We start from the raw sequence: 18,232 nt of genomic DNA on the forward strand, positions 1-18,232 counted from the left end.
TTTCATCACTCCTGATTGTTTCATATTTGAATAGTTGACGTACCTTGAATTTTATCCTAGCACATATTTTCAATTTTTTTCTATTCATAACCTGAACTATTAACATAACACAACAAAAGTCATAAATCCGGAGGTGAAATTTCTCCCAAGAAAACAGCAGAAGCGCACAAAAAACCCGAGCCTTCGGCCAGGCTCGGGAGATATGTTCACTCATTCGTCTGCGGTTTCTGGTGCTGCTTTTGGTCTTCAGGAGGCTGCGTATTTCTTTCCATATCGTCCGTATCAGCGCCCATGCCTTTCAGGAAAGAAAACAGCAGAGTGACGGCCTTGTTGATTTCCGGGTCTTTTAAAGCGCGGACGATATCAAAATACCCCGTCTTCCTGCCGCTGTCTTTTTCCTCGACGGCCTTTGTGACGCCCGCATTGATTTTAACGATAAACGGCTCAAGCTGTTTTACATCGAGCATGCCGAGAACGCCGCTTAACAGCAGGAGATTTTTCAGCATATTGGCCGTTTCCGGAGTATTCGCCTTCTTCACCAGGATATCCATCACTTTGTCTCCCTGGCCGAAGAGCCCGCGCAAAAGCGCCAAAACGCCGCGCTCGTTCATGTGCTGAAGAATGTGCAGAGATTCCAAAATCGCGTCTTTATTTCGTAAAAGAGCCGTCTCGATCTCTTCTAAGTCCTTTTTTCGTTTGTCTTCTTCTGTGACGGTCTGTTTTCGGATGCCGCTGATTGCTTTAGCCATTTTGCTGTTTCCCCCTTTTTACGGCGTCTCCCGGAAATACATAATCTTTACGCGCCCATTTCCGCTCAACCCGGACACCGATCTGCGGCTGCGGGTTTCCATAACGGAAATTGATTTTCGGAAGCGGATTAACGCCTTCTTTTTTCAAAATCTCCATCTTCGCTGATGTTTCTTTATAAGCCGGTGTATCGGTATCCTTATCCGCATAGCTGCTTGTCAAAAGGTTAATGGCGGCGTCTTTTGAATCGTTCATCGGGAGATAGACTTGTTTGCCTTTTACCCTGTCTGTGATGACGCATTTGACTTTCACATTTCCGTACGGTGATGTCAGACGGACAAGCGTTCCGTCTTCCAGCCCTCTTTCTTCGGCGAGTTCGGGCGAGACCTCAAGGAACACACTCGGTGTTTTTTCGGATATTCCTTTTGATCGGTAAGTCAGATTTCCTTCGTGAAAATGCTCGAGCAGCCGCCCGTTATTCACATGGATATCATATTCTTCACCAAATTCTTTCGGCTCGGTCCACTGAACGGGATATAAAATCGCTTTGCCGTCTGAAAAAGGGAACTTATCCGTAAATAAAAGCGGTGAATCGGTTCCGTCCGCTGCAACCGGCCATTGCAGTGAATTGTAGCCTTCGAGACGTTCGTAAGTGACGCCTGCATAGAGCGGCGAAAGCATTGCCGCTTCTTCCATAATGTCTGCCGGATGTTCATAGTGCCAATCAGCGCCCAGACGGTTGGCGATGTCCGTAATGATCTGCCAATCAGGCTTTGAATCTCCCAGCGGTTCAAACACTTCGTAAAGGCGCTGCACCCTTCGTTCCGTATTCGTAAACGTCCCTTCTTTTTCAAGGCTCGGGCTTGCCGGAAGCACGACATCGGCGAACTCGGCCGTACGCGAAAGAAAGATATCCTGCACAACGAAGAAATCCAGCTTTTCAAATGCGGCATGAACATGGTTAATATTGGAGTCGACAAGCCCCATTTCTTCTCCTTTTAAGTACATGGACTTCAGTTTTCCTGAGTGGATGCCTTCGATCATTTCATGATTTGTCATTCCGATTTCTTTCGGCAGGTCTGTTCCCCAGCCCTGTTCATACTTTTTGCGGGCTTTTTCATCCGTTACTTTTTCATAGCCGGGGAAGCTGTCAGGCATACTGCCGAAATCACTGGCTCCCTGCACGTTATTATGGCCACGAAGCGGATATGAGCCTGCGCCGGGCTTGCCGTAATTTCCGGTCACAAGGAGCATGTTGGAAATGGCCGTGCTCGTATCACTTCCTCCGATATGCTGGGTGACCCCCATCGCCCACAGTGCGCACACGCTGCCGGCTTCATGAATCATCCGGGCCACTTTGATTAGGGTATCCTTGTCCACACCGGTATGTTTTTCCGCATATTCCATTGTATAAGGTTCAAGACTTTTCACGAATTCATCTAATCCGTTCACTCTCTCATTCAGAAATGCAGTATCCGCCAAATCGTGATCAAGCAGATATTTCGATACGGCATTCAGCCAGACAATATCTGATCCGGCACGCGGCTGGAAAAACACATCGGAGCGCTCGGCCATTTCATGTTTTCGCAAGTCAGCGACGACGAGCTTCTGTCCGTGCAGCTTATGAGAACGTTTAATGCGTGTGGACAGGACGGGGTGAGACTCAGACGTATTTGAACCGATTATCAGAACGAGCTCAGCTTTTTCTATATCTGTAATCGACCCTGAATCACCGCCGTATCCGACCGTTCTGAACAATCCGGCCGTGGCGGGAGACTGGCAGTAGCGTGAGCAGTTGTCGACATTATTTGTGCCGATCACAGCTCTTGCAAGCTTCTGCATCACGTATGATTCTTCATTCGTGCATTTGGAAGATGTGATAAAGGCAAGTGCATCCGGGCCGAAATGTTCTTTTATATCGGTAAATTTATCAGCGATCAGCTGCAGCGCTTCATCCCATTCCGCCTCCCGAAACGAGTCTCCTTCCCGGATAAGCGGTTTGGTAAGGCGCTTTTCACTATTGACGAAATCCCAGCCGAATTTCCCTTTCACACACGTCGAAATGCCATTTGCGGGCGCCTCGGCCTGAGGCTCAACCTTTAAAATGTCTCTTCCTTTCGTCCATATATCAAAACTGCAGCCGACACCGCAGTAAGTGCATACGGTTTTCGTTTTTTTGATTCTTTCATCCCTCATGGCCGATTCCATGTCCGATATGGCCAAAATCGATCCGTACCCGGTTTCGACCCCTTTTGTGATGTCAATCATCGGCCGAAGCGTCTCTTGGTTAATGCCTGTTAAATACCCCGCTTCGCCTTCCATGCCTTTTTCCATCATGGCATTGCACGGACATACCGTCGAGCAATGTCCGCAGGAAACACATGATGATTCATTGATCGGCACATCCTGATCCCAAATGACCCGCGGGCGTTTCCGCTCCCAATCAATGCTTAAGGTTTCGGTTACCTGTACGTCCTGACAGGCTTCGACGCAGCGGCCGCATAGGATGCACTGGTCGGGATCATATCGGTAAAACGGATTTGATTCATCTTTAGGATACGGTTTTTGATCGAACGGAATGCTTTGATGATTGATTTTCATTTCCTTTACGGTATTATGTACTTCGCAGCTCCCATTGTTGTAATCACAGACCGTGCAGTACAATTCATGGTTGTGCAAAATGTTGTCCATGCCGATAATCTGCGCTTTTTTTACATCGGACGAAAGCGTATCGATGACATCTCCGTCCTTTATTTGCGCGGAACACGAACGCACCAGTTCCCCGTTAACATTGACGATACAGGTATCGCACGTTTCAATCGGCCCGAGACTCGGATGATAACACACGTGCGGCACGTCAATTGAACTATTGTTCAAAAGCTGCAAAACGGTTTGGCCGTCCGGCGCTTCCATTTCAACCCCATTGATTGTAACTTTCTTTGTATCAGCCATTTTCTTTTCCCCTTTCTGTCCCCCTCTATACATCCTCTATGATTCCCAACCGGCCTTTCACTAAAACATCTCGTTTATCTCAGGAAACATACGGGTATGAGCGGTAAAAAGGAGGCGTTCACATATGTTGAAGAAAAAAACACTCGCCACGGGATTATCGGCAGTGATGCTCACGGGATGCGCATTCGGCGCAGAAGCATTTTCAGATACACAGCCCGTCCATGCCGCAGCCGCTTCAAAAACGGAAAACCAACGTGCACAAGAACTGGTGAACAGCCTTTACCAATCGGCGTTTAAAGGGGAAATGCCGCAACATGTGAAAGGCCTGAAAATCAACCAAAGCACAAGACTGGACGTTTACAATAAAATCGGCGAGCCGGAACAAAAAGCAGACAGCCGCAACCCATTTGATTTATACAGCTGGAACATGGGAAACCCCGGTTATGGATTTTCCTATCATAAAAACGGAAAAATCTCGGAAATACGCTATTTCGGAACAGGGGTCGAGCGGCGCTTAAACCTCGGAAGCGTCACACCTGACGTCTTAAGCAAACAAATCGGCAGCGCTGACAAAATCCTGACAGTGCCAAAAACGGGCGAAACAGATTACGTCTACCATACGGGGCAGTATGAGCTCCGCTTCGTCATCGGCAGTGACCAAAAAGCAGACCACGTCAACCTAAAAGCCAGATAACGCAAAAAAAGCGGCCTCCCGGGCCGTTTTTTTCATAGACAGCTTCTCCGTCGTTCCTTACAATACATGGGAGTACAAAAAAAAGGGGAACAATGTGAAGTGATTAGACATCCATTGACATACGGAATATGTACCGTTTTTATCATCGCCCTCGGTTTGCTGTCCAGAACCGCATACATCACCGCCCTATTGCCCGGCATCATAAACGCTTATTTAGGAGATGCCTTGTGGGCGGCAATGATTTTTACAGGATTCGGGCTTTTCTTTCGGCACATCCGGACGGAAACAGCCGCATTTTTGAGCCTCTCGTTTTGCTGTCTGATTGAATGCAGCCAGCTGTATCACGCGCCTTGGATTGACGCAATCAGAAGCAGCACGCTCGGCGGGCTGATCCTCGGCTGGCAATTTGTCTGGAGTGACATTTTTGCCTATACTCTCGGGGTATGCGCTGCCGCACTTTTAGAATGGGCCGTAAAAAGAAACCGCCAGTCCCCTTCATAATCGGAGCACGCCGCCGATATGAAGGGATAAGGAGGTGGAAGCTATGGATATCCCTGCGTTATCAATCGCTATGCACCAGGCATCTCTGGCGCAGAATGTAAATATCGCTTTAACAAAAACGGTCATGCAGCATGCACAGGCTGCGGCGGAAGAAACAGTGAAAATGCTGCCGTCCCAGCACCCGACTGCCGGACATTCAATTGATGTGAAAGTGTAAAAAAAGATGCCGGATGATAACCGGCGTCTTTTTTTTTGCCCGTTGTACGTACACCATACCGGGCATACAGGAATAAGGTAAACGGAACCAACATTTGAAAAGGAGGTTTTCCTCTTGTACGATCCTTTCTATCATGAATACACAGCTGAGAGCCACGAACGGGTGCCATATCATTATCCGCGGCCGCCTTATTATTTCCCCAGACCATATCCATACTATCCGCGGCCGCCTTATTATTTCCCCAGACCGTATCCATACTATCCGCGGCCGTATATCCCGTACTATCCTTGGTATTAATGTTTGAAAAGAAATGACTGCAGACAGGAGGCTTCTCCTGTCTGCTATTCAACTTTGACCGACAGAATATACGGGAGAGCTTGAACTTTTTCCATTACCGCCGCTTTCCCGCTTTTGCTTTTCACCCTTCCCTTCACTTCAAGCACCGCCTTATTCAATTCATAGGACGTAATAAGAATTCCTTTTTCCTCAAGAGAAGTTAAAATATCATGCATGACGGCTTTCTCCTCAATCCTGAAACTGACAGACAAAGAATGCGCCGCCGGTTTAAACAGAAAATTTAACAGTTCAAGCCCGATTAACGCCAAAATCGTGCCGCTGATGCCGATGACATACATACCCGCCCCGATCGTCAGCCCGATCCCAGACGTAGCCCAAATCCCCGCGGCCGTCGTAAGCCCCCGCACGACATGCCGCTGCAAAATAATCGTGCCGGCTCCTAAAAATCCGACGCCGCTGACGACCTGCGCCGCCACCCGGCTCGGATCAAAGGACGTATGGCTGTTGGATAACAAATCAAAAAAGCCGTATTTGGAAACGATCATCATCAAGGCGCTGCCGACGGCCACTAAAAAATGCGTCCTCAAACCGGCTTCCTTCGCCCTGAATTCTCTCTCCAATCCAATAAGAGCCCCAAGCAGACCCGCAACCGCCAGACGAATCACAAAATCAAGTTCCATCCGTCTCTCTCCTTTCCTTATCTTCTTACCCGCTTTTTATCCCCCGTATCTTTTTCAATCAGCACAGGACTGCCCAGCTGAAAAAAACTGCATTTGAATATATACTTTGGTTCTTTATCATATTGTCAGTGCTCTTATTTATATGCGGAAGGTATGAAGCTGACGTTTCTAAAATAAGGAAAATAACTTATTGAGAGTATATTAAACAAGTTTATTCGTTGAAGCTGCGGCCGCTTGTCTCTTCCAATCTTCTAAAAACAGAACGAATGCCGCTCCCTCATGCTCAAAAATTGCTTTCAATCCGCAAAAATATATCGTAATATAAGATATAATCTCAATAAACGATGTAAGGTGGATGATGATGTCAAACGAAATCATGCGATTAAATGACCTCTGGACAGATATTTACTACCGGCTCCGTTATCAGCACCATGAAAAAATCACTCACCAAGGTGTACGGATTCTGCAAGTCATTCAAAAAGAGAAGGCAGTCGGAATAAAAGACATTGCCGAAGCGATTCAAGTATCACATAATACCGCTTCGGAACATATAAAGCGGTTACTGCAGAAAAAGTACGTTTATAAAACCAGAAGTGTTGAGGATGAGCGGAAAGTCATTTTAAAACTTACCAGTTTGGGGGCGGATGTCCTTTACCGGCATTCCGGTCTTGATGAAGAAAAGCTTAAACAGCTTCTTTTTGACAGCATGAATCATGAAGAAAGAACACTTGTCTTAAAAGCATTCAGTTTGATGAAGGAGCGTGCTGAAGATGTTTACGATCGTTAAAATCATTGTCTCCGCTGCTATTATTGGGATTATCACTGAAATATCAAGAAGAAGCCCGAGTTATGGAGGTATTATAGCGGCTTTACCAATTGTCAGTATGCTGAGCATGGTTTGGCTGTACATCCAAGGCGAAACGAAGGAGACATTAAGTCATTTTGCATTCAGCGCGGCTTCCGGCATCCCCTCCACAGTCATTATGCTGGTCATTATCGGCATCGCCCTTCGCCATTCACTGTCTTTCATTGCCGCATCAGGGCTTGGACTTACAGGATGGCTGGTTTTCTTGTATGCTCAGGATTTTATCGTAAAACATATAAACAGTCAGCAATAAGCATCTTAGCGCTTGTTTGTAAATACGAGGAATTTAAAAAAACAGGGATACCCCTGTCTTAAAAGTGACTCCGATTAAAAAGCGAACCCCCTTTCTTCACGAGAAGCAGACACCGCCGAACACAAAAACATCCCGTGTTGCGAACGGAGTCCGCAGCCTGTACAGCCATATCGGCATAAAAAACCGGCTGATCTCTCAAACAGAATGTCCGGCAATCACCTCAAAAAACGAGGTGAAATCTGTCAGTATCCCGTCATCCGCCAGCTGCTTTTCTTCAAATAGCGCGCGGTTTTTTCCGAGCGGGTCAATGGCCATAATCTTGCCTGCACCTGCTTTTTTCGCCGCTGTGAGCCCCGAAAAGGCATCTTCAATGACTAAGCATTCTTCAGGTCTGAGGCCTAACTTTTCCGATGCGATGAGAAAAATATCCGGCGCCGGTTTTCCGGGGAAGCTCCCGTCATCAAACGTGACTTTGTCAAAATCAAACCACCGATCCAACTGAAAGACGTCAAAGTAAAACTCGACATTTTCCTTTACCGTAGCCGTGGCAATGGTCATTGGCGTTTCTGATTTTTTCAGATGGTTCAATACGCCGGTCAGTCCCTTCGTCAGCTTTAACTCATCTTTGTTTTCAAGGCATAATTCTCTGTAGTAGGCTTCTTTTTCAAAAGACAGCTTCTCGATTTCTTCATTTGTTAAATCGCCGGAAATAAAATACGTCAGGATTTCACTGTTTGTTCTCCCGTGAATGTTAACGAAAATGTCTTCATCAGAAATGGTTTTCGGCGCGTATTTTTTCACCATGAAAAACCATGCTTTTTCGTGCAGATGCGAATCTTGAAACATCGTGCCGTTGAAATCAAAAATAACCCCTTTCATCGAACCGCCCGCCTTTTTTATTTTTTTGCGATTTTGACATCTACATATTGCTCGTAATGAATTTGAACATCTTTCATCACTTTATCATCCGTAATCAGATAATCCATATCATGCAAGTTATAGAACACGTAAAAATCTTCCCGGTTGAATTTTTTATTATCCGCCAGTAAAAATTTCGTCCGCGAATTATTCAGCGCGATTTGATGGGCTTCCCCTTCTTCAATGCTGTAAGAAGAAATCTCATCATTATGTATGCCGTTTGCGCTGATGAAAGCTTTCGTAAAATTGAATTTCTGCAGATTGCCGTTCACGATGGGTCCGACGAAGGCACCGGTATTTTTTCGGAAATCGCCGCCAATCAGGATGGTATCCGCAGTGTCACCATGTTTTAAAATATCAAATACGGGATAGTTGTTTGTGATAATCCTGATTCGCTTATGCAGCAGGTGTTTGGCTAAAAGTTCAATCGTCGTGCCGGGCCCTAAAAAAACGGTATCGCCGTCATTTACATAGGAAGCTGCGAGTTCCGCGATCTTCTCCTTCTCCTCCATTTGAACACCCAGTTTTTCATTATGCGATAATTCGTGATCAATGGAATAAGATATGCTCTGTGCGCCTCCGTGAATACGTACGATTTTTCCGGCCTTATCCAGCTCGTCCAGATCTCTTCTCACTGTCATATCAGAAACATCCAGTTCATCGATAATATCACTCACCGTAATAAACCCCCGCGAGTTTACGATATCGATGATTTTTAAAAGACGCTCTTTTTTTAACATGTTCAATCATCCCCTCAACTTTACACACAATCTAACACACTGCGGCAATCCGGTCAACAAAAACAAACACTAACAAACAACATAATTAACATATAAAACAACGAAAAACTTATATAAACCCTATAAAAACAGATGTTATTTCTTTATGAAGCTATTGACAACAAAAATGTATGCGTTTACTATTAAACAAAAGATAACAATTACGAACATTAACAAACTCCAATTCACACATTGGCGAAGGAGGATTCAGTAATGCTCAAATTACCTAATGACTTTATTTTCGGCGGGGCGACTGCGGCATATCAAGCGGAAGGCGCCACAAAAGAAGGCGGCAAAGGGCCTGTAGCCTGGGATGAATTTCTTGAAAAACAGGGAAGATTCAGCCCTGATCCGGCAAGTGATTTTTACCGTCAGTTTCCGGAAGATATTAAACTATGTGAAAAATTCGGAATAAACGGCATCCGCCTTTCTATAGCCTGGACGAGAATTTTCCCTGACGGCACGGGCAAAATCAATCAGGAAGGTGTTGATTACTATCATCGTATTTTCTCAGAGTGCCATAAACGCAACGTCATCCCTTTTGTCACGCTGCATCATTTCGATACACCGAAAGGATTATTTGATCAGGGAGATTTCCTCAACCGCGCTGCAATAGAAGCGTTTGTCAGCTATGCGGAATTTTGCTTTAAAGAATTCAGCGAAATCAGATATTGGAGCACGTTTAACGAAATTTATCCCACAGCCACCAACCAGTATTTACTCGGGGTTTTCCCGCCATCTGTTAAAAGTGATATCACAAAAGTCATTCAATGCCTCCATCACATGATGGTAGCGCATGCGATGACCGTCAATCTTTTTAAAGACGGCGGCTATCCGGGAGAAATCGGTGTCGTTCACTCATTAGAAACAAAATATCCCGCCAGCGACTCAGAAGATGACCGCCACGCCTGTTTTCTGGATGACGCGTTATCAGTGAGATTCCTCCTCGACGCCACCTACCTCGGCTATTATTCTGAGGAAACCATGCGGGCTCTGGATGAAATCTGTGAGGCAAACGGCGCTTCCTACGAGTTTTCAGACAGTGACTTTGACGTGATGAAAAAAGCTTCAACGCGCAATGATTATCTCGGCATCAATCATTATCAATGCCATTTCGTCAAAGCGTACGACGGAGAAACCGTTATTCACCATAACGGAACGGGCGATAAGGGCACTTCGGTCTATAAAGTAAAAGGAATCGGCGAAAGAATTTACAAAGAAGGCCTGAAGCGGACCGATTGGGACTGGCTCATTTATCCTGAAGGCATGTATGACATGCTGATGCGCATCAAACGGGACTATCCGCAATATAACAAAATTTACATTACCGAAAACGGCATGGGCTATAAAGATGAGTTTGAAGACGGCATCATTATGGATAAGGCAAGAATCGACTATTTAAAAGTCTATTTAGAAGCCGTCAGTAAAGCGATTACCGACGGGGTCAACGTAAAGGGGTACTTCTTATGGTCCTTAATGGATTTATTTTCATGGACCAACGGCTACAACAAACGTTACGGTCTTTTTTACGTCGACTTTGACACCCAAAAACGGTATCCGAAAGAATCGGCCTACTGGTACAAACTTGTAAGTGAAACAAAAACAATCATTTAACGATCATACATGGTGAAAAGAGTCTCTTTTCATCATGTGTGCCGTCTTTAGGAGGTTTTTTTCATGACAAAGGAAGAATTGCAGATGCTCGGTTTTGAAATCGTCGCCTATGCCGGCGACGCCAGAAGCACTTTATTGAAAGTCCTGAAAGAAGTCCGTGCCGGAAACTTCGAAAACACGGAAGCAGCATTGAAAAGCGCCGATGAAAATTTAACCCTCGCCCACAATGCGCAAACGAAAATGTTAGCTGAAGAAGCTGACGGCAAGGACATGGAATTAGGGTTTATTTTCGTTCACGGTCAGGACCACTTGATGACAACCCTTTTGCTCCGTGATCTTATTCAGGATTTTATAGAACTCTACCGAAGCCGCCGATAAGGAGTGGAAAAATGAACGGTATCATCAAGCAAATCGAAAAGGGAAAACCGTTTTTTGAAAAAATCTCAAGAAACATTTATTTAGGCGCGATCCGCGACGGCTTCTTAACTGCCATGCCTGTTATTTTATTCGCCAGCATTTTCATCCTCACCGCCGCTGTGCCGGAAGTGTTGGGTTTCACTTGGCCTAAAAGTGTTTCTGAATGGCTTTGGAAAGTTTATAACTATTCAATGGGCGCCCTCGGTCTGATCGTTGCGGCAACAAGTGCGAAATGCCTGAGTGAATCAATGAACCGAAAAATGCCTAAAAACAAAGGGATCAACCCCGTTTCAGCGATGCTTGCTTCAGTCGTCGGGTTTCTCATTTTAAGCGTCACTCAAATCGATGGCGGATTCTCCACGGAATACCTCGGCACAAAAGGTCTTTTAGCCGCTTTTGTATCCGCTTTCATAACAGTGAACGTTTACAGATTCTGCGTGCTGAAAAATATTACGATTAAAATGCCTAAAGAAGTACCGGGTACCATTTCACAAACATTTAAAGATGTTTTTCCGTTCGCTTTTTCCGTTTTGGCTATGGTGATCGTTGATTTATTGATCAGGAATACGCTGAATGTATCGTTTGCAGAGGCTCTCTCCTCTCTCTTATCGCCGTTTTTTACCGCCGCAGACGGTTATCTTGGGATTTGTATCATTTGGGGAATGATGGCGCTGTTCTGGTTTGTCGGCGTTCACGGGCCTTCTATTGTGGAACCTGCCATCGCAGCTATTATTTACGCAAATGTGGAGGCGAATCTTCAGCTTCATAATGCCGGCGAGCAAGCGTCCAACGTGCTGACCGTCGGACTCGGGAACTTCGTCGGCACAATGGGAGGGACCGGCGCAACCCTTGTTGTTCCGTTTATCTTTCTTCTTTTCGCGAAATCCAAGCAATTGAAAGCAGTCGGAAAAGCATCCGCGGTTCCGGTGTCTTTCGCAGTAAACGAACCTCTTCTCTTTGCTGCGCCGATCATTTTAAATCCTTATTTTTTCATTCCGTTTGTTGTAACGCCGATGGTGAATGTCTGTCTGTTTAAATTTTTTGTGGATGTCATCGGAATGAACAGTTTTATGTATGTTCTTCCGTGGGCCACCCCGGCGCCCGCCGGCTTGATTCTCGGAACCGGCATGGGGCTCTCGGCTTTTGTACTGACGGCTGTATTAATCATCGTCGATTTCCTGATATACCTGCCATTCTGCAAAGCTTATGACAAAGTATTAGCGGCGAAAGAAGCCCAACACACCGAACCTGAAAGCGCGCCGCAAACATTACAGCCCGCCATGGCCGGCGCCTCCGAAGACGCGGCCTCCGTCATCAGCACAAATCTTCAGGAATCCTCATCCGCCTTGGAACACAGCACCAATGTGTTAGTGCTGTGCGCCGGAGCGGGAACGAGCGCCATGCTTGCGAACGCACTGACAGAAGGAGCCGAAGAATATAACGTGCCGATTACCGCCTCAGCAGGCGCCTACGGTTCCCATTACGACATCATGAAAGACTTCGATATGATCATTTTGGCTCCGCAAGTCGGCTCTTATTACGATGACATTAAAGAAGATGCGGATCGCCTGCAAGTGAAACTCATCGCAACGAAAGGAGCGGAATATATCAGCCTCACCAGAAATTCACAAAAAGCCATTCAGTTCATACTGGAGCATACCTCAAAATAGAATCGGGGGTTTATCATGGATGCCAAACTTTTGAAATTAAGATTCGAAGACGTTTTCAAGAGAAGTAACGGAGAACTGTTTTTCGCACCCGGCCGGATCAACCTGATCGGGGAACATACGGATTATATAGGCGGCCACGTTCTTCCATGCGCGATCACGATCGGAACTTATGCCGTATGCGCAAAACGCGAAGATCATCAGATCCGGTTATACTCAGAAAACTTTCCTGACAGCGGCATTGTCTGCCTTGATCTTTCCGCCACAGCATACAAAAAAGAAGACGGCTGGGCCAATTATCCGAAGGGGATGATCCATTACCTTCTTAAAGCCGGCGGCCAAATAGACAGCGGAATGGATATTCTTTTTCACGGTACGATTCCAAACGGAGCCGGTTTAAGCTCCTCCGCTTCTATTGAAATGTTAACCAGTTCCATTTTAAGGAAGTTATTCAGTCTGGATGTTTCCGATACTGAACTGGCGCTTATCGGAAAAAGAGTCGAAAATGAATTTATCGGCGTGAATTCAGGCATTATGGATCAATTCGCAGTGCAAAAAGGCAAAAAGAACATGGCTATTCTGTTAAACTGCGATAAGCTTGAGCACGAAATGATTCCGGCTGCTTTTAACGGATATAAAATCGTCATTATGAATACGAACAAGCGCCGGGAGCTGGCGGCTTCAAAATATAATGAACGCCGCAGCGAATGTGACGAGGCTCTCTCGGAACTGCGGCAATATCGGAATATCGCATCACTTGCGGAATTGACGGCAGAAGAATTCAACGAACTCGAATCCCTTCTCTCCTGTGAAACGTTGCGTAAAAGAGCCCGGCACGCGGTCAATGAAAACGAGCGAACCCTCTCAGCCGCGGAAGCTCTCAAATCGAATGATTTGAAAACGTTCGGCGAGCTGATGAATGCGTCCCACCGTTCGTTACGCGATGATTATGAAGTGACCGGTGACGAATTAGACGCGCTCGCTGAAGCAGCCTGGAAAGAAGGAGCACTCGGAGCGCGGATGACGGGCGCGGGGTTCGGCGGCTGCGCCATAGCCATTGTAGAAAGTGAAGAAACCGCCGGCTTTATACGGGCCGTTTCATCTCACTACCGCAGCAGGACAGGTCTTGAAGCTTCTTTTTACATCGCAGATATAAGCGATGGCGCGGCTGAATGGAGGGAAAACTAATCATGGCGATTCTCGTTCTCGGCGGCGCCGGCTATATCGGTTCTCATGCGGTTGATCAATTATTAAACAAAGGATTGAAAACGATAGCTGTGGATCATCTGCAGACAGGCCACCGGAAAGCTGTCCATGAAAAAGCAGTTTTTTACTATGGAGATATCCGTGACAAACCGTTTCTTCGCTCTGTGTTTGCGAAGGAGAACGTAACAGGCGTTCTCCATTTTGCCGCTCAATCCCTTGTGGGCGAATCAATGAAAGACCCTCTTTCATATTTCAATAATAATGTGTACGGTACACAAATTACGCTGGAGGTCATGCAGGAATTCGGGGTGAAACACATTGTGTTTTCTTCATCCGCCGCTGTATACGGCGAACCTGAAAAAGTGCCCATCACAGAAGACATGCCGGAAAAGCCGGAAAGCGCATACGGCGAATCAAAACTCATGGCAGAAAAAATGCTGAAGTGGTGTGAAACCGCCTGCGGCATAAAATATGTCTCGCTTCGGTATTTTAACGTTGCCGGCGCGAAAACGGACGGTTCCATCGGAGAAGATCATCATCCGGAAACCCATCTTATCCCTATCCTTTTACAAACCGCGCTCGGTCAGCGCGAGGAGGTTTTGATATTCGGCACTGACTATGATACAAAAGACGGCACGTGCATCCGCGATTATGTCCATGTTTCCGATTTAATCGATGCTCATATTCTCGCTCTGGAATATTTGCAAAACGGCGGAGACAGCGGCATTTTCAATTTAGGATCAAGCACCGGGTTTTCCGTATCAGAAATGGCGGAAGCGGCCCGGCAAGTGACCAAAAGAGACATAAAAGTAAGAGCGGCCGCAAGAAGACCCGGTGATCCAAGCACCCTCATCGCTTCCAGCGATAAAGCGCGGAACATTCTGGGCTGGAATCCGAAACAAACGAACATATCGGAAATCATTGCGTCAGCATGGAATTGGCATCGGCATCATCCAAACGGATACAAGGACAAATGAAATGGAGGCGGCGGTCATTGACGTTTTTGAATCAGTCGCAGGGTTTCTGAAAGAAAGCACTGTCTTAGGCGACATAAATGAAACAGATGTGATTTATACAAGAAACAGACTTCTCGATCTGCTCGGACTGACGAATTATGCAGAACCGAAACATATCAAGAAACAAAACAGGCTTCACTATTTGGACGAAATGGTGAAAGACGCGGTAAAACGGTCAATCATTAACGATACGCCGGCTGAAAGAGACATGCTGGAAAGCAGAATCATGGACGTGATCACACCGGCCCCTTCTCTGATCAATGCCGCATTCAGCAAATTGTTATCAGATTGCCCGAAAAAAGCAACAGATTATTTTTATAGATTGAGTCAAAACAACGACTATATTAAGACGCAGGCCATTCGAAAAAATATCGTGTACAGCTCACCAACACCTTTTGGAGAATTGGACATCACCATTAATTTATCAAAGCCCGAAAAAGACCCTAAAGACATCGCCGCGATAAAAAACAGCCCGGGAAACCGGTATCCGACATGCCTGCTCTGTATGGAAAACGAGGGGTATACCGGAACACCGCATCACCCCGCCCGTTCAAACCACCGCATCATCAGGCTTGACTTAGCGGGAGAACAGTGGGGGTTTCAATACTCTCCTTATGCGTATTACAGCGAGCATGCTATCTTTCTTTCAAGCGTGCACAAGCCGATGAACATCAGCCGTGACAGCTTCAGAAGGCTTCTGGCCATTACGGAAATTTTCCCGCATTATTTCGCGGGATCAAACGCTGACCTGCCGATCGTAGGAGGTTCCATTCTTTCACACGATCATTATCAAGGCGGCGCCCATGAGTTTCCGATGGCAAAAGCGGGTTCCCTCTACCCTTTTCATATGCGTCATTTTCCAGACGTTCAGGCCGAAGCCGTGAAGTGGCCGGTATCAGTGATCCGCCTTCGCGCAAAAGATCCGAATTTGCTGACAGATGCCGCTGCGTATGTTTTTGAAAAGTGGCGGGAATATTCAGACGAAACCGTCAGCATCATCGCAAAGACAAATGAACCCCATAATACCGTCACCCCAATTGCCAGACGCAGGGGAACGGATTTCGAAATCGATCTCGCTCTCAGAAACAACCGCACCTCCGAAGATTATCCGGATGGCATTTTTCACCCGCATCAAGATGTCCATCACATCAAAAAAGAAAATATCGGTCTGATTGAAGTGATGGGGCTCGCCGTTTTACCTCCCCGCCTGAAAGATGAGCTGGCAGAAGTGAAAAAGTATTTACTGAATGAACCTCATGACATCAAAGACATTCATCTTCCGTGGGCTGAAAACATCAAAGCGGATGAAGACGTGACACCGGAAAATGCAGCCGCTGTTTTACAAAAAGAAACCGCGAATGTATTTTTACGCGCGCTGACCGATTCAGGCGTTTTTAAAATGACACCCGAAGGAATTCAGGCGTTTCAGCGTTTCACGACGTTATTGGAGAATGGCAGCTGAAACATTCAGAGTGAAATCAATCAACAATCTTTTTTATCAGGAGGTATTGTGATGTTCAAAAACCGATTGAAACGTGTATTTGTAAACGCAATCTGTCTTTCTCTCATTTTCACTGCTTTTACATTCTTTGAGAAGTCTCCTAAAGCAAAAGCGGATGCCCCGTTTGCCTATGGCGCTGATATAGGATGGCTGAAACAAATGGAGGACGAAGGTGTGCGCTGGCTGGATGACGGCGGAAAACAGAAAGATGCCTTGCAGATTCTTAAAGATCACGGAATAAATGCCGTGAGACTGAGAGTGTTTGTGAATCCGCCAAGCAGCTATTATTGGCTGAAAGACGGCACAACATGGACCATGCTCGGCTATAGTGACAAAGCGGGCGTACTTGCGGCGGCCAAAAGGGCAAAAGCGTTAGGAATGAAGGTAATGGTTGACTTCCATTACAGTGATGTGTTCGCTGATCCCGGCCACCAGACCAAGCCGAACCAATGGACCGGCTATTCAAGCAGCCAGCTGCAGGCAGCCGTGTATAACCATACGTACGATGTCATGAAAGAACTTAAAAATCACGGCATCTCCCCTGATTGGGTGCAAGTAGGGAATGAAATGAATTCAGGAATTTTACTGCCCGACGGCAGCACGAACGATTTCAGCAAATTGACCGCCTTACTGAACAAAGGCTATGACGCCGTGAAATCCGTCAGCCCGGCCACCAAGGTCATCAGCCATTTGGCACACGGCACGGACAACAGCCTATTCAGATGGTGGTTTGATCAATTCTTTAAAAACGGAGGAAAAACCGACATCATCGGCGTTTCGTTCTATCCCTATTGGGAGGGTAAGCCGTACTGGGAGCTCACCGGCCAATTATCCTCTAATTTAAATGACATCGCCTCACGCTACAACAAGGAAGTTATGGTGGTTGAACTGGGCGGAGATGAAAATAATCCGAAAGATTCCTACTGGACCATAAAAGACACCATAAAACTGGTGAAAGCGGTTCCGAACGGTAAAGGAACCGGCGTATTTTACTGGGAGCCCGAGGCTCACTCCAGCGTTCTGTCAGACGCGTATCCATTAGGCGCAACCGCCAAAGTGTCTAAAAACGTCTTGAAATACACAACCGCAATTGACGCTTTTTATGACGCCGCAACAGGAAAATGATTGATGCGAATCTCAAGCAGGCTCATTGCGCAGCCTGCTTTTTTATAAGGCTGTAGAGTTAGCCTGTTATGAAACAGAGAAAGTAACGAATACGGAAAGAAAGATACCCGAAAAGCCGCTTTTTAAATAGAATACTTCTTCTGTTCCCCCTCCTTCTTATTTCTGCGCACTATCTCTCAGTTCCTAAATAATAACTTTACGATTGTTGAAAAAGAAACAAAAATTTTATAATATTGTGTAAGCACCACCGAGCAGGAGGACGGGACATGGACAAAAAAGAACAGCTCCTCACGGATTTCAGGGACTTTTTTAACAAGATGGTGTGGCTGAATAGGCTGAAGATGGAAGAAAGCCTTAAGGGGCATAAACCTTCTGAAGTGCATTGCATCGAATTCATCGAAAAAATTGAAGACGCCAATGTGACAAAACTTGCGGAGTCTCTTTATATGACAAGAGGCGCCATAAGTAAATTAACGAAGAAGCTTATCAATAAAGGCCTTATCGAAAGCTATCAGAAGCCGCTTAACAAGAAAGAAATCTATTTCAGGCTTACCGAGCAAGGAAAAGTCATTTATAAAATTCACGAGGAATTGCACAAAGAGTTTCAAGAACGCGACAAAATCGTGTTTGAACAAGTAACTGATGAACAATTTGACACAATGCTGAACTTCGTGGAAACATACAGCAGGCATTTGGATTCAGAAATAAAGAAACTTGGTGCAGACATGAAATCGGAATAAATATGAATAAAACCATAGGCAGCCCTGCTCCATGAAAACGGGC

General features: G+C 46.0%; 18 protein-coding genes and 1 pseudogene. 14 read left to right on the forward strand and 5 right to left on the reverse strand.

From position 1 onward, the window contains the following. Window positions 1-206 precede the first annotated feature (206 nt). Window positions 207-749 carry a helical membrane plugin domain-containing protein gene (locus tag CXL14_RS17005; RefSeq protein ID WP_012117344.1) on the reverse strand — a complete coding sequence of 181 codons (543 nt, stop codon included), beginning with the start codon at window positions 747-749 and terminating at the stop codon, window positions 207-209. Continuing rightward, window positions 742-3,699: a formate dehydrogenase subunit alpha gene (gene fdhF / locus CXL14_RS17010; protein WP_021494049.1), complete on the reverse strand. Its 2,958-nt coding sequence runs from the start codon at window positions 3,697-3,699 to the stop codon at window positions 742-744. Before fdhF ends, CXL14_RS17005 begins: the two co-directional genes overlap by 8 nt. Window positions 3,700-3,823: 124 nt before the next feature. Between fdhF and CXL14_RS17015 the strand changes: the two genes are divergently transcribed. From CXL14_RS17015 to CXL14_RS17030, 4 genes are all read left to right on the forward strand, one after another. Next, the gene (locus tag CXL14_RS17015; protein WP_014417498.1) at window positions 3,824-4,393 is read left to right on the forward strand and encodes a YjgB family protein; all 570 of its coding nucleotides are present in this window, start codon (window positions 3,824-3,826) and stop codon (window positions 4,391-4,393) included. Window positions 4,394-4,492: 99 nt separating this feature from the next. After that, window positions 4,493-4,894 carry a ribosomal maturation YjgA family protein gene (locus CXL14_RS17020; RefSeq protein ID WP_014417497.1) on the forward strand — a complete coding sequence of 134 codons (402 nt, stop codon included), beginning with the start codon at window positions 4,493-4,495 and terminating at the stop codon, window positions 4,892-4,894. A 43-nt stretch (window positions 4,895-4,937) separates the two neighbouring features. Continuing rightward, window positions 4,938-5,111 carry a YjfB family protein gene (locus CXL14_RS17025; RefSeq protein ID WP_012117340.1) on the forward strand — a complete coding sequence of 58 codons (174 nt, stop codon included), beginning with the start codon at window positions 4,938-4,940 and terminating at the stop codon, window positions 5,109-5,111. Between the two features lie 114 nt (window positions 5,112-5,225). Beyond that, window positions 5,226-5,408, forward strand: coding sequence for a hypothetical protein (locus tag CXL14_RS17030; RefSeq protein ID WP_076983444.1), 183 nt, complete (start codon window positions 5,226-5,228; stop codon window positions 5,406-5,408). 283 nt (window positions 5,409-5,691) lie between these two features. Here the strand turns inward: CXL14_RS17030 and CXL14_RS20665 are convergent. Continuing rightward, a pseudogene (locus CXL14_RS20665) lies at window positions 5,692-6,088 on the reverse strand (MgtC/SapB family protein); the annotation flags it as partial. A gap of 361 nt (window positions 6,089-6,449) precedes the next feature. Here CXL14_RS20665 and CXL14_RS17040 point away from each other — a divergent pair. Continuing rightward, a complete protein-coding gene (locus CXL14_RS17040; RefSeq protein WP_025649618.1) occupies window positions 6,450-6,875 on the forward strand; it encodes a MarR family winged helix-turn-helix transcriptional regulator in 426 nt (141 codons plus the stop codon). After that, a complete protein-coding gene (locus tag CXL14_RS17045) occupies window positions 6,859-7,206 on the forward strand; it encodes a DUF3147 family protein (RefSeq protein WP_032863792.1) in 348 nt (115 codons plus the stop codon). The genes CXL14_RS17040 and CXL14_RS17045 overlap by 17 nt, the downstream gene beginning before the upstream one ends. A 195-nt stretch (window positions 7,207-7,401) precedes the next feature. On the opposite strand, the gene CXL14_RS17050 is transcribed toward CXL14_RS17045, so the two are convergent. Continuing rightward, a complete protein-coding gene (locus CXL14_RS17050; RefSeq protein WP_014417494.1) occupies window positions 7,402-8,085 on the reverse strand; it encodes an HAD family hydrolase in 684 nt (227 codons plus the stop codon). A gap of 17 nt (window positions 8,086-8,102) precedes the next feature. Then, window positions 8,103-8,864: a DeoR/GlpR family DNA-binding transcription regulator gene (locus CXL14_RS17055; RefSeq protein WP_007610724.1), complete on the reverse strand. Its 762-nt coding sequence runs from the start codon at window positions 8,862-8,864 to the stop codon at window positions 8,103-8,105. A gap of 252 nt (window positions 8,865-9,116) precedes the next feature. Here CXL14_RS17055 and lacG point away from each other — a divergent pair, with 252 nt between their 5' ends. The 8 genes from lacG to CXL14_RS17095 all read left to right on the forward strand — a co-directional run bounded on the left by lacG (window position 9,117) and on the right by CXL14_RS17095 (window position 18,189). Further along, window positions 9,117-10,517, forward strand: coding sequence for a 6-phospho-beta-galactosidase (lacG, locus tag CXL14_RS17060; protein ID WP_014417493.1), 1,401 nt, complete (start codon window positions 9,117-9,119; stop codon window positions 10,515-10,517). A gap of 63 nt (window positions 10,518-10,580) precedes the next feature. Further along, window positions 10,581-10,895 (forward strand): PTS sugar transporter subunit IIA, encoded by a 315-nt coding sequence (locus CXL14_RS17065; protein ID WP_007407323.1) that lies wholly within the window; start codon window positions 10,581-10,583, stop codon window positions 10,893-10,895. An 11-nt stretch (window positions 10,896-10,906) separates the two neighbouring features. After that, entirely contained in the window at window positions 10,907-12,604 is a 1,698-nt protein-coding gene (locus CXL14_RS17070; RefSeq protein WP_014417492.1) for a PTS lactose transporter subunit IIBC, read from the forward strand. 15 nt (window positions 12,605-12,619) lie between these two features. After that, window positions 12,620-13,789, forward strand: coding sequence for a galactokinase (locus CXL14_RS17075; protein ID WP_014417491.1), 1,170 nt, complete (start codon window positions 12,620-12,622; stop codon window positions 13,787-13,789). 2 nt (window positions 13,790-13,791) lie between these two features. Next, complete coding sequence (galE, locus tag CXL14_RS17080) at window positions 13,792-14,784, forward strand: UDP-glucose 4-epimerase GalE (RefSeq protein WP_014417490.1); 993 nt, start codon at window positions 13,792-13,794, stop codon at window positions 14,782-14,784. A 1-nt stretch (window position 14,785) separates the two neighbouring features. Beyond that, the gene (gene galT / locus CXL14_RS17085) at window positions 14,786-16,285 is read left to right on the forward strand and encodes a UDP-glucose--hexose-1-phosphate uridylyltransferase (RefSeq protein WP_101287874.1); all 1,500 of its coding nucleotides are present in this window, start codon (window positions 14,786-14,788) and stop codon (window positions 16,283-16,285) included. Window positions 16,286-16,336: 51 nt separating this feature from the next. Then, entirely contained in the window at window positions 16,337-17,449 is a 1,113-nt protein-coding gene (locus CXL14_RS17090; protein ID WP_014417488.1) for a glycoside hydrolase family 53 protein, read from the forward strand. Between the two features lie 266 nt (window positions 17,450-17,715). Next, entirely contained in the window at window positions 17,716-18,189 is a 474-nt protein-coding gene (locus CXL14_RS17095; RefSeq protein WP_007407329.1) for a MarR family transcriptional regulator, read from the forward strand. The last annotated feature ends 43 nt before the right edge of the window (window positions 18,190-18,232 follow it).

Source organism: Bacillus sp. SJ-10, from assembly GCF_002843505.1.
GTDB classification, from domain to species: Bacteria; Bacillota; Bacilli; order Bacillales; family Bacillaceae; genus Bacillus; species Bacillus velezensis.

Excerpts from the sequence above, each read along its gene's own strand:
- CXL14_RS17040 (WP_025649618.1), top strand. The coding sequence starts at position 6,450 with ATGTCAAACGAAATCATGCGATTAAATGACCTCTGGACAGATATTTAC.
- CXL14_RS17045 (WP_032863792.1), top strand. The coding sequence starts at position 6,859 with ATGTTTACGATCGTTAAAATCATTGTCTCCGCTGCTATTATTGGGATT.
- CXL14_RS17065 (WP_007407323.1), top strand. The coding sequence starts at position 10,581 with ATGACAAAGGAAGAATTGCAGATGCTCGGTTTTGAAATCGTCGCCTAT.
- CXL14_RS17015 (WP_014417498.1), top strand. The coding sequence starts at position 3,824 with ATGTTGAAGAAAAAAACACTCGCCACGGGATTATCGGCAGTGATGCTC.
- fdhF (WP_021494049.1), bottom strand. The coding sequence starts at position 3,699 with ATGGCTGATACAAAGAAAGTTACAATCAATGGGGTTGAAATGGAAGCG.
- CXL14_RS17050 (WP_014417494.1), bottom strand. The coding sequence starts at position 8,085 with ATGAAAGGGGTTATTTTTGATTTCAACGGCACGATGTTTCAAGATTCG.
- CXL14_RS17025 (WP_012117340.1), top strand. The coding sequence starts at position 4,938 with ATGGATATCCCTGCGTTATCAATCGCTATGCACCAGGCATCTCTGGCG.
- CXL14_RS17005 (WP_012117344.1), bottom strand. The coding sequence starts at position 749 with ATGGCTAAAGCAATCAGCGGCATCCGAAAACAGACCGTCACAGAAGAA.
- lacG (WP_014417493.1), top strand. The coding sequence starts at position 9,117 with ATGCTCAAATTACCTAATGACTTTATTTTCGGCGGGGCGACTGCGGCA.
- CXL14_RS17075 (WP_014417491.1), top strand. The coding sequence starts at position 12,620 with ATGGATGCCAAACTTTTGAAATTAAGATTCGAAGACGTTTTCAAGAGA.
- galE (WP_014417490.1), top strand. The coding sequence starts at position 13,792 with ATGGCGATTCTCGTTCTCGGCGGCGCCGGCTATATCGGTTCTCATGCG.
- galT (WP_101287874.1), top strand. The coding sequence starts at position 14,786 with ATGGAGGCGGCGGTCATTGACGTTTTTGAATCAGTCGCAGGGTTTCTG.
- CXL14_RS17055 (WP_007610724.1), bottom strand. The coding sequence starts at position 8,864 with ATGTTAAAAAAAGAGCGTCTTTTAAAAATCATCGATATCGTAAACTCG.
- CXL14_RS17070 (WP_014417492.1), top strand. The coding sequence starts at position 10,907 with ATGAACGGTATCATCAAGCAAATCGAAAAGGGAAAACCGTTTTTTGAA.
- CXL14_RS17090 (WP_014417488.1), top strand. The coding sequence starts at position 16,337 with ATGTTCAAAAACCGATTGAAACGTGTATTTGTAAACGCAATCTGTCTT.
- CXL14_RS17095 (WP_007407329.1), top strand. The coding sequence starts at position 17,716 with ATGGACAAAAAAGAACAGCTCCTCACGGATTTCAGGGACTTTTTTAAC.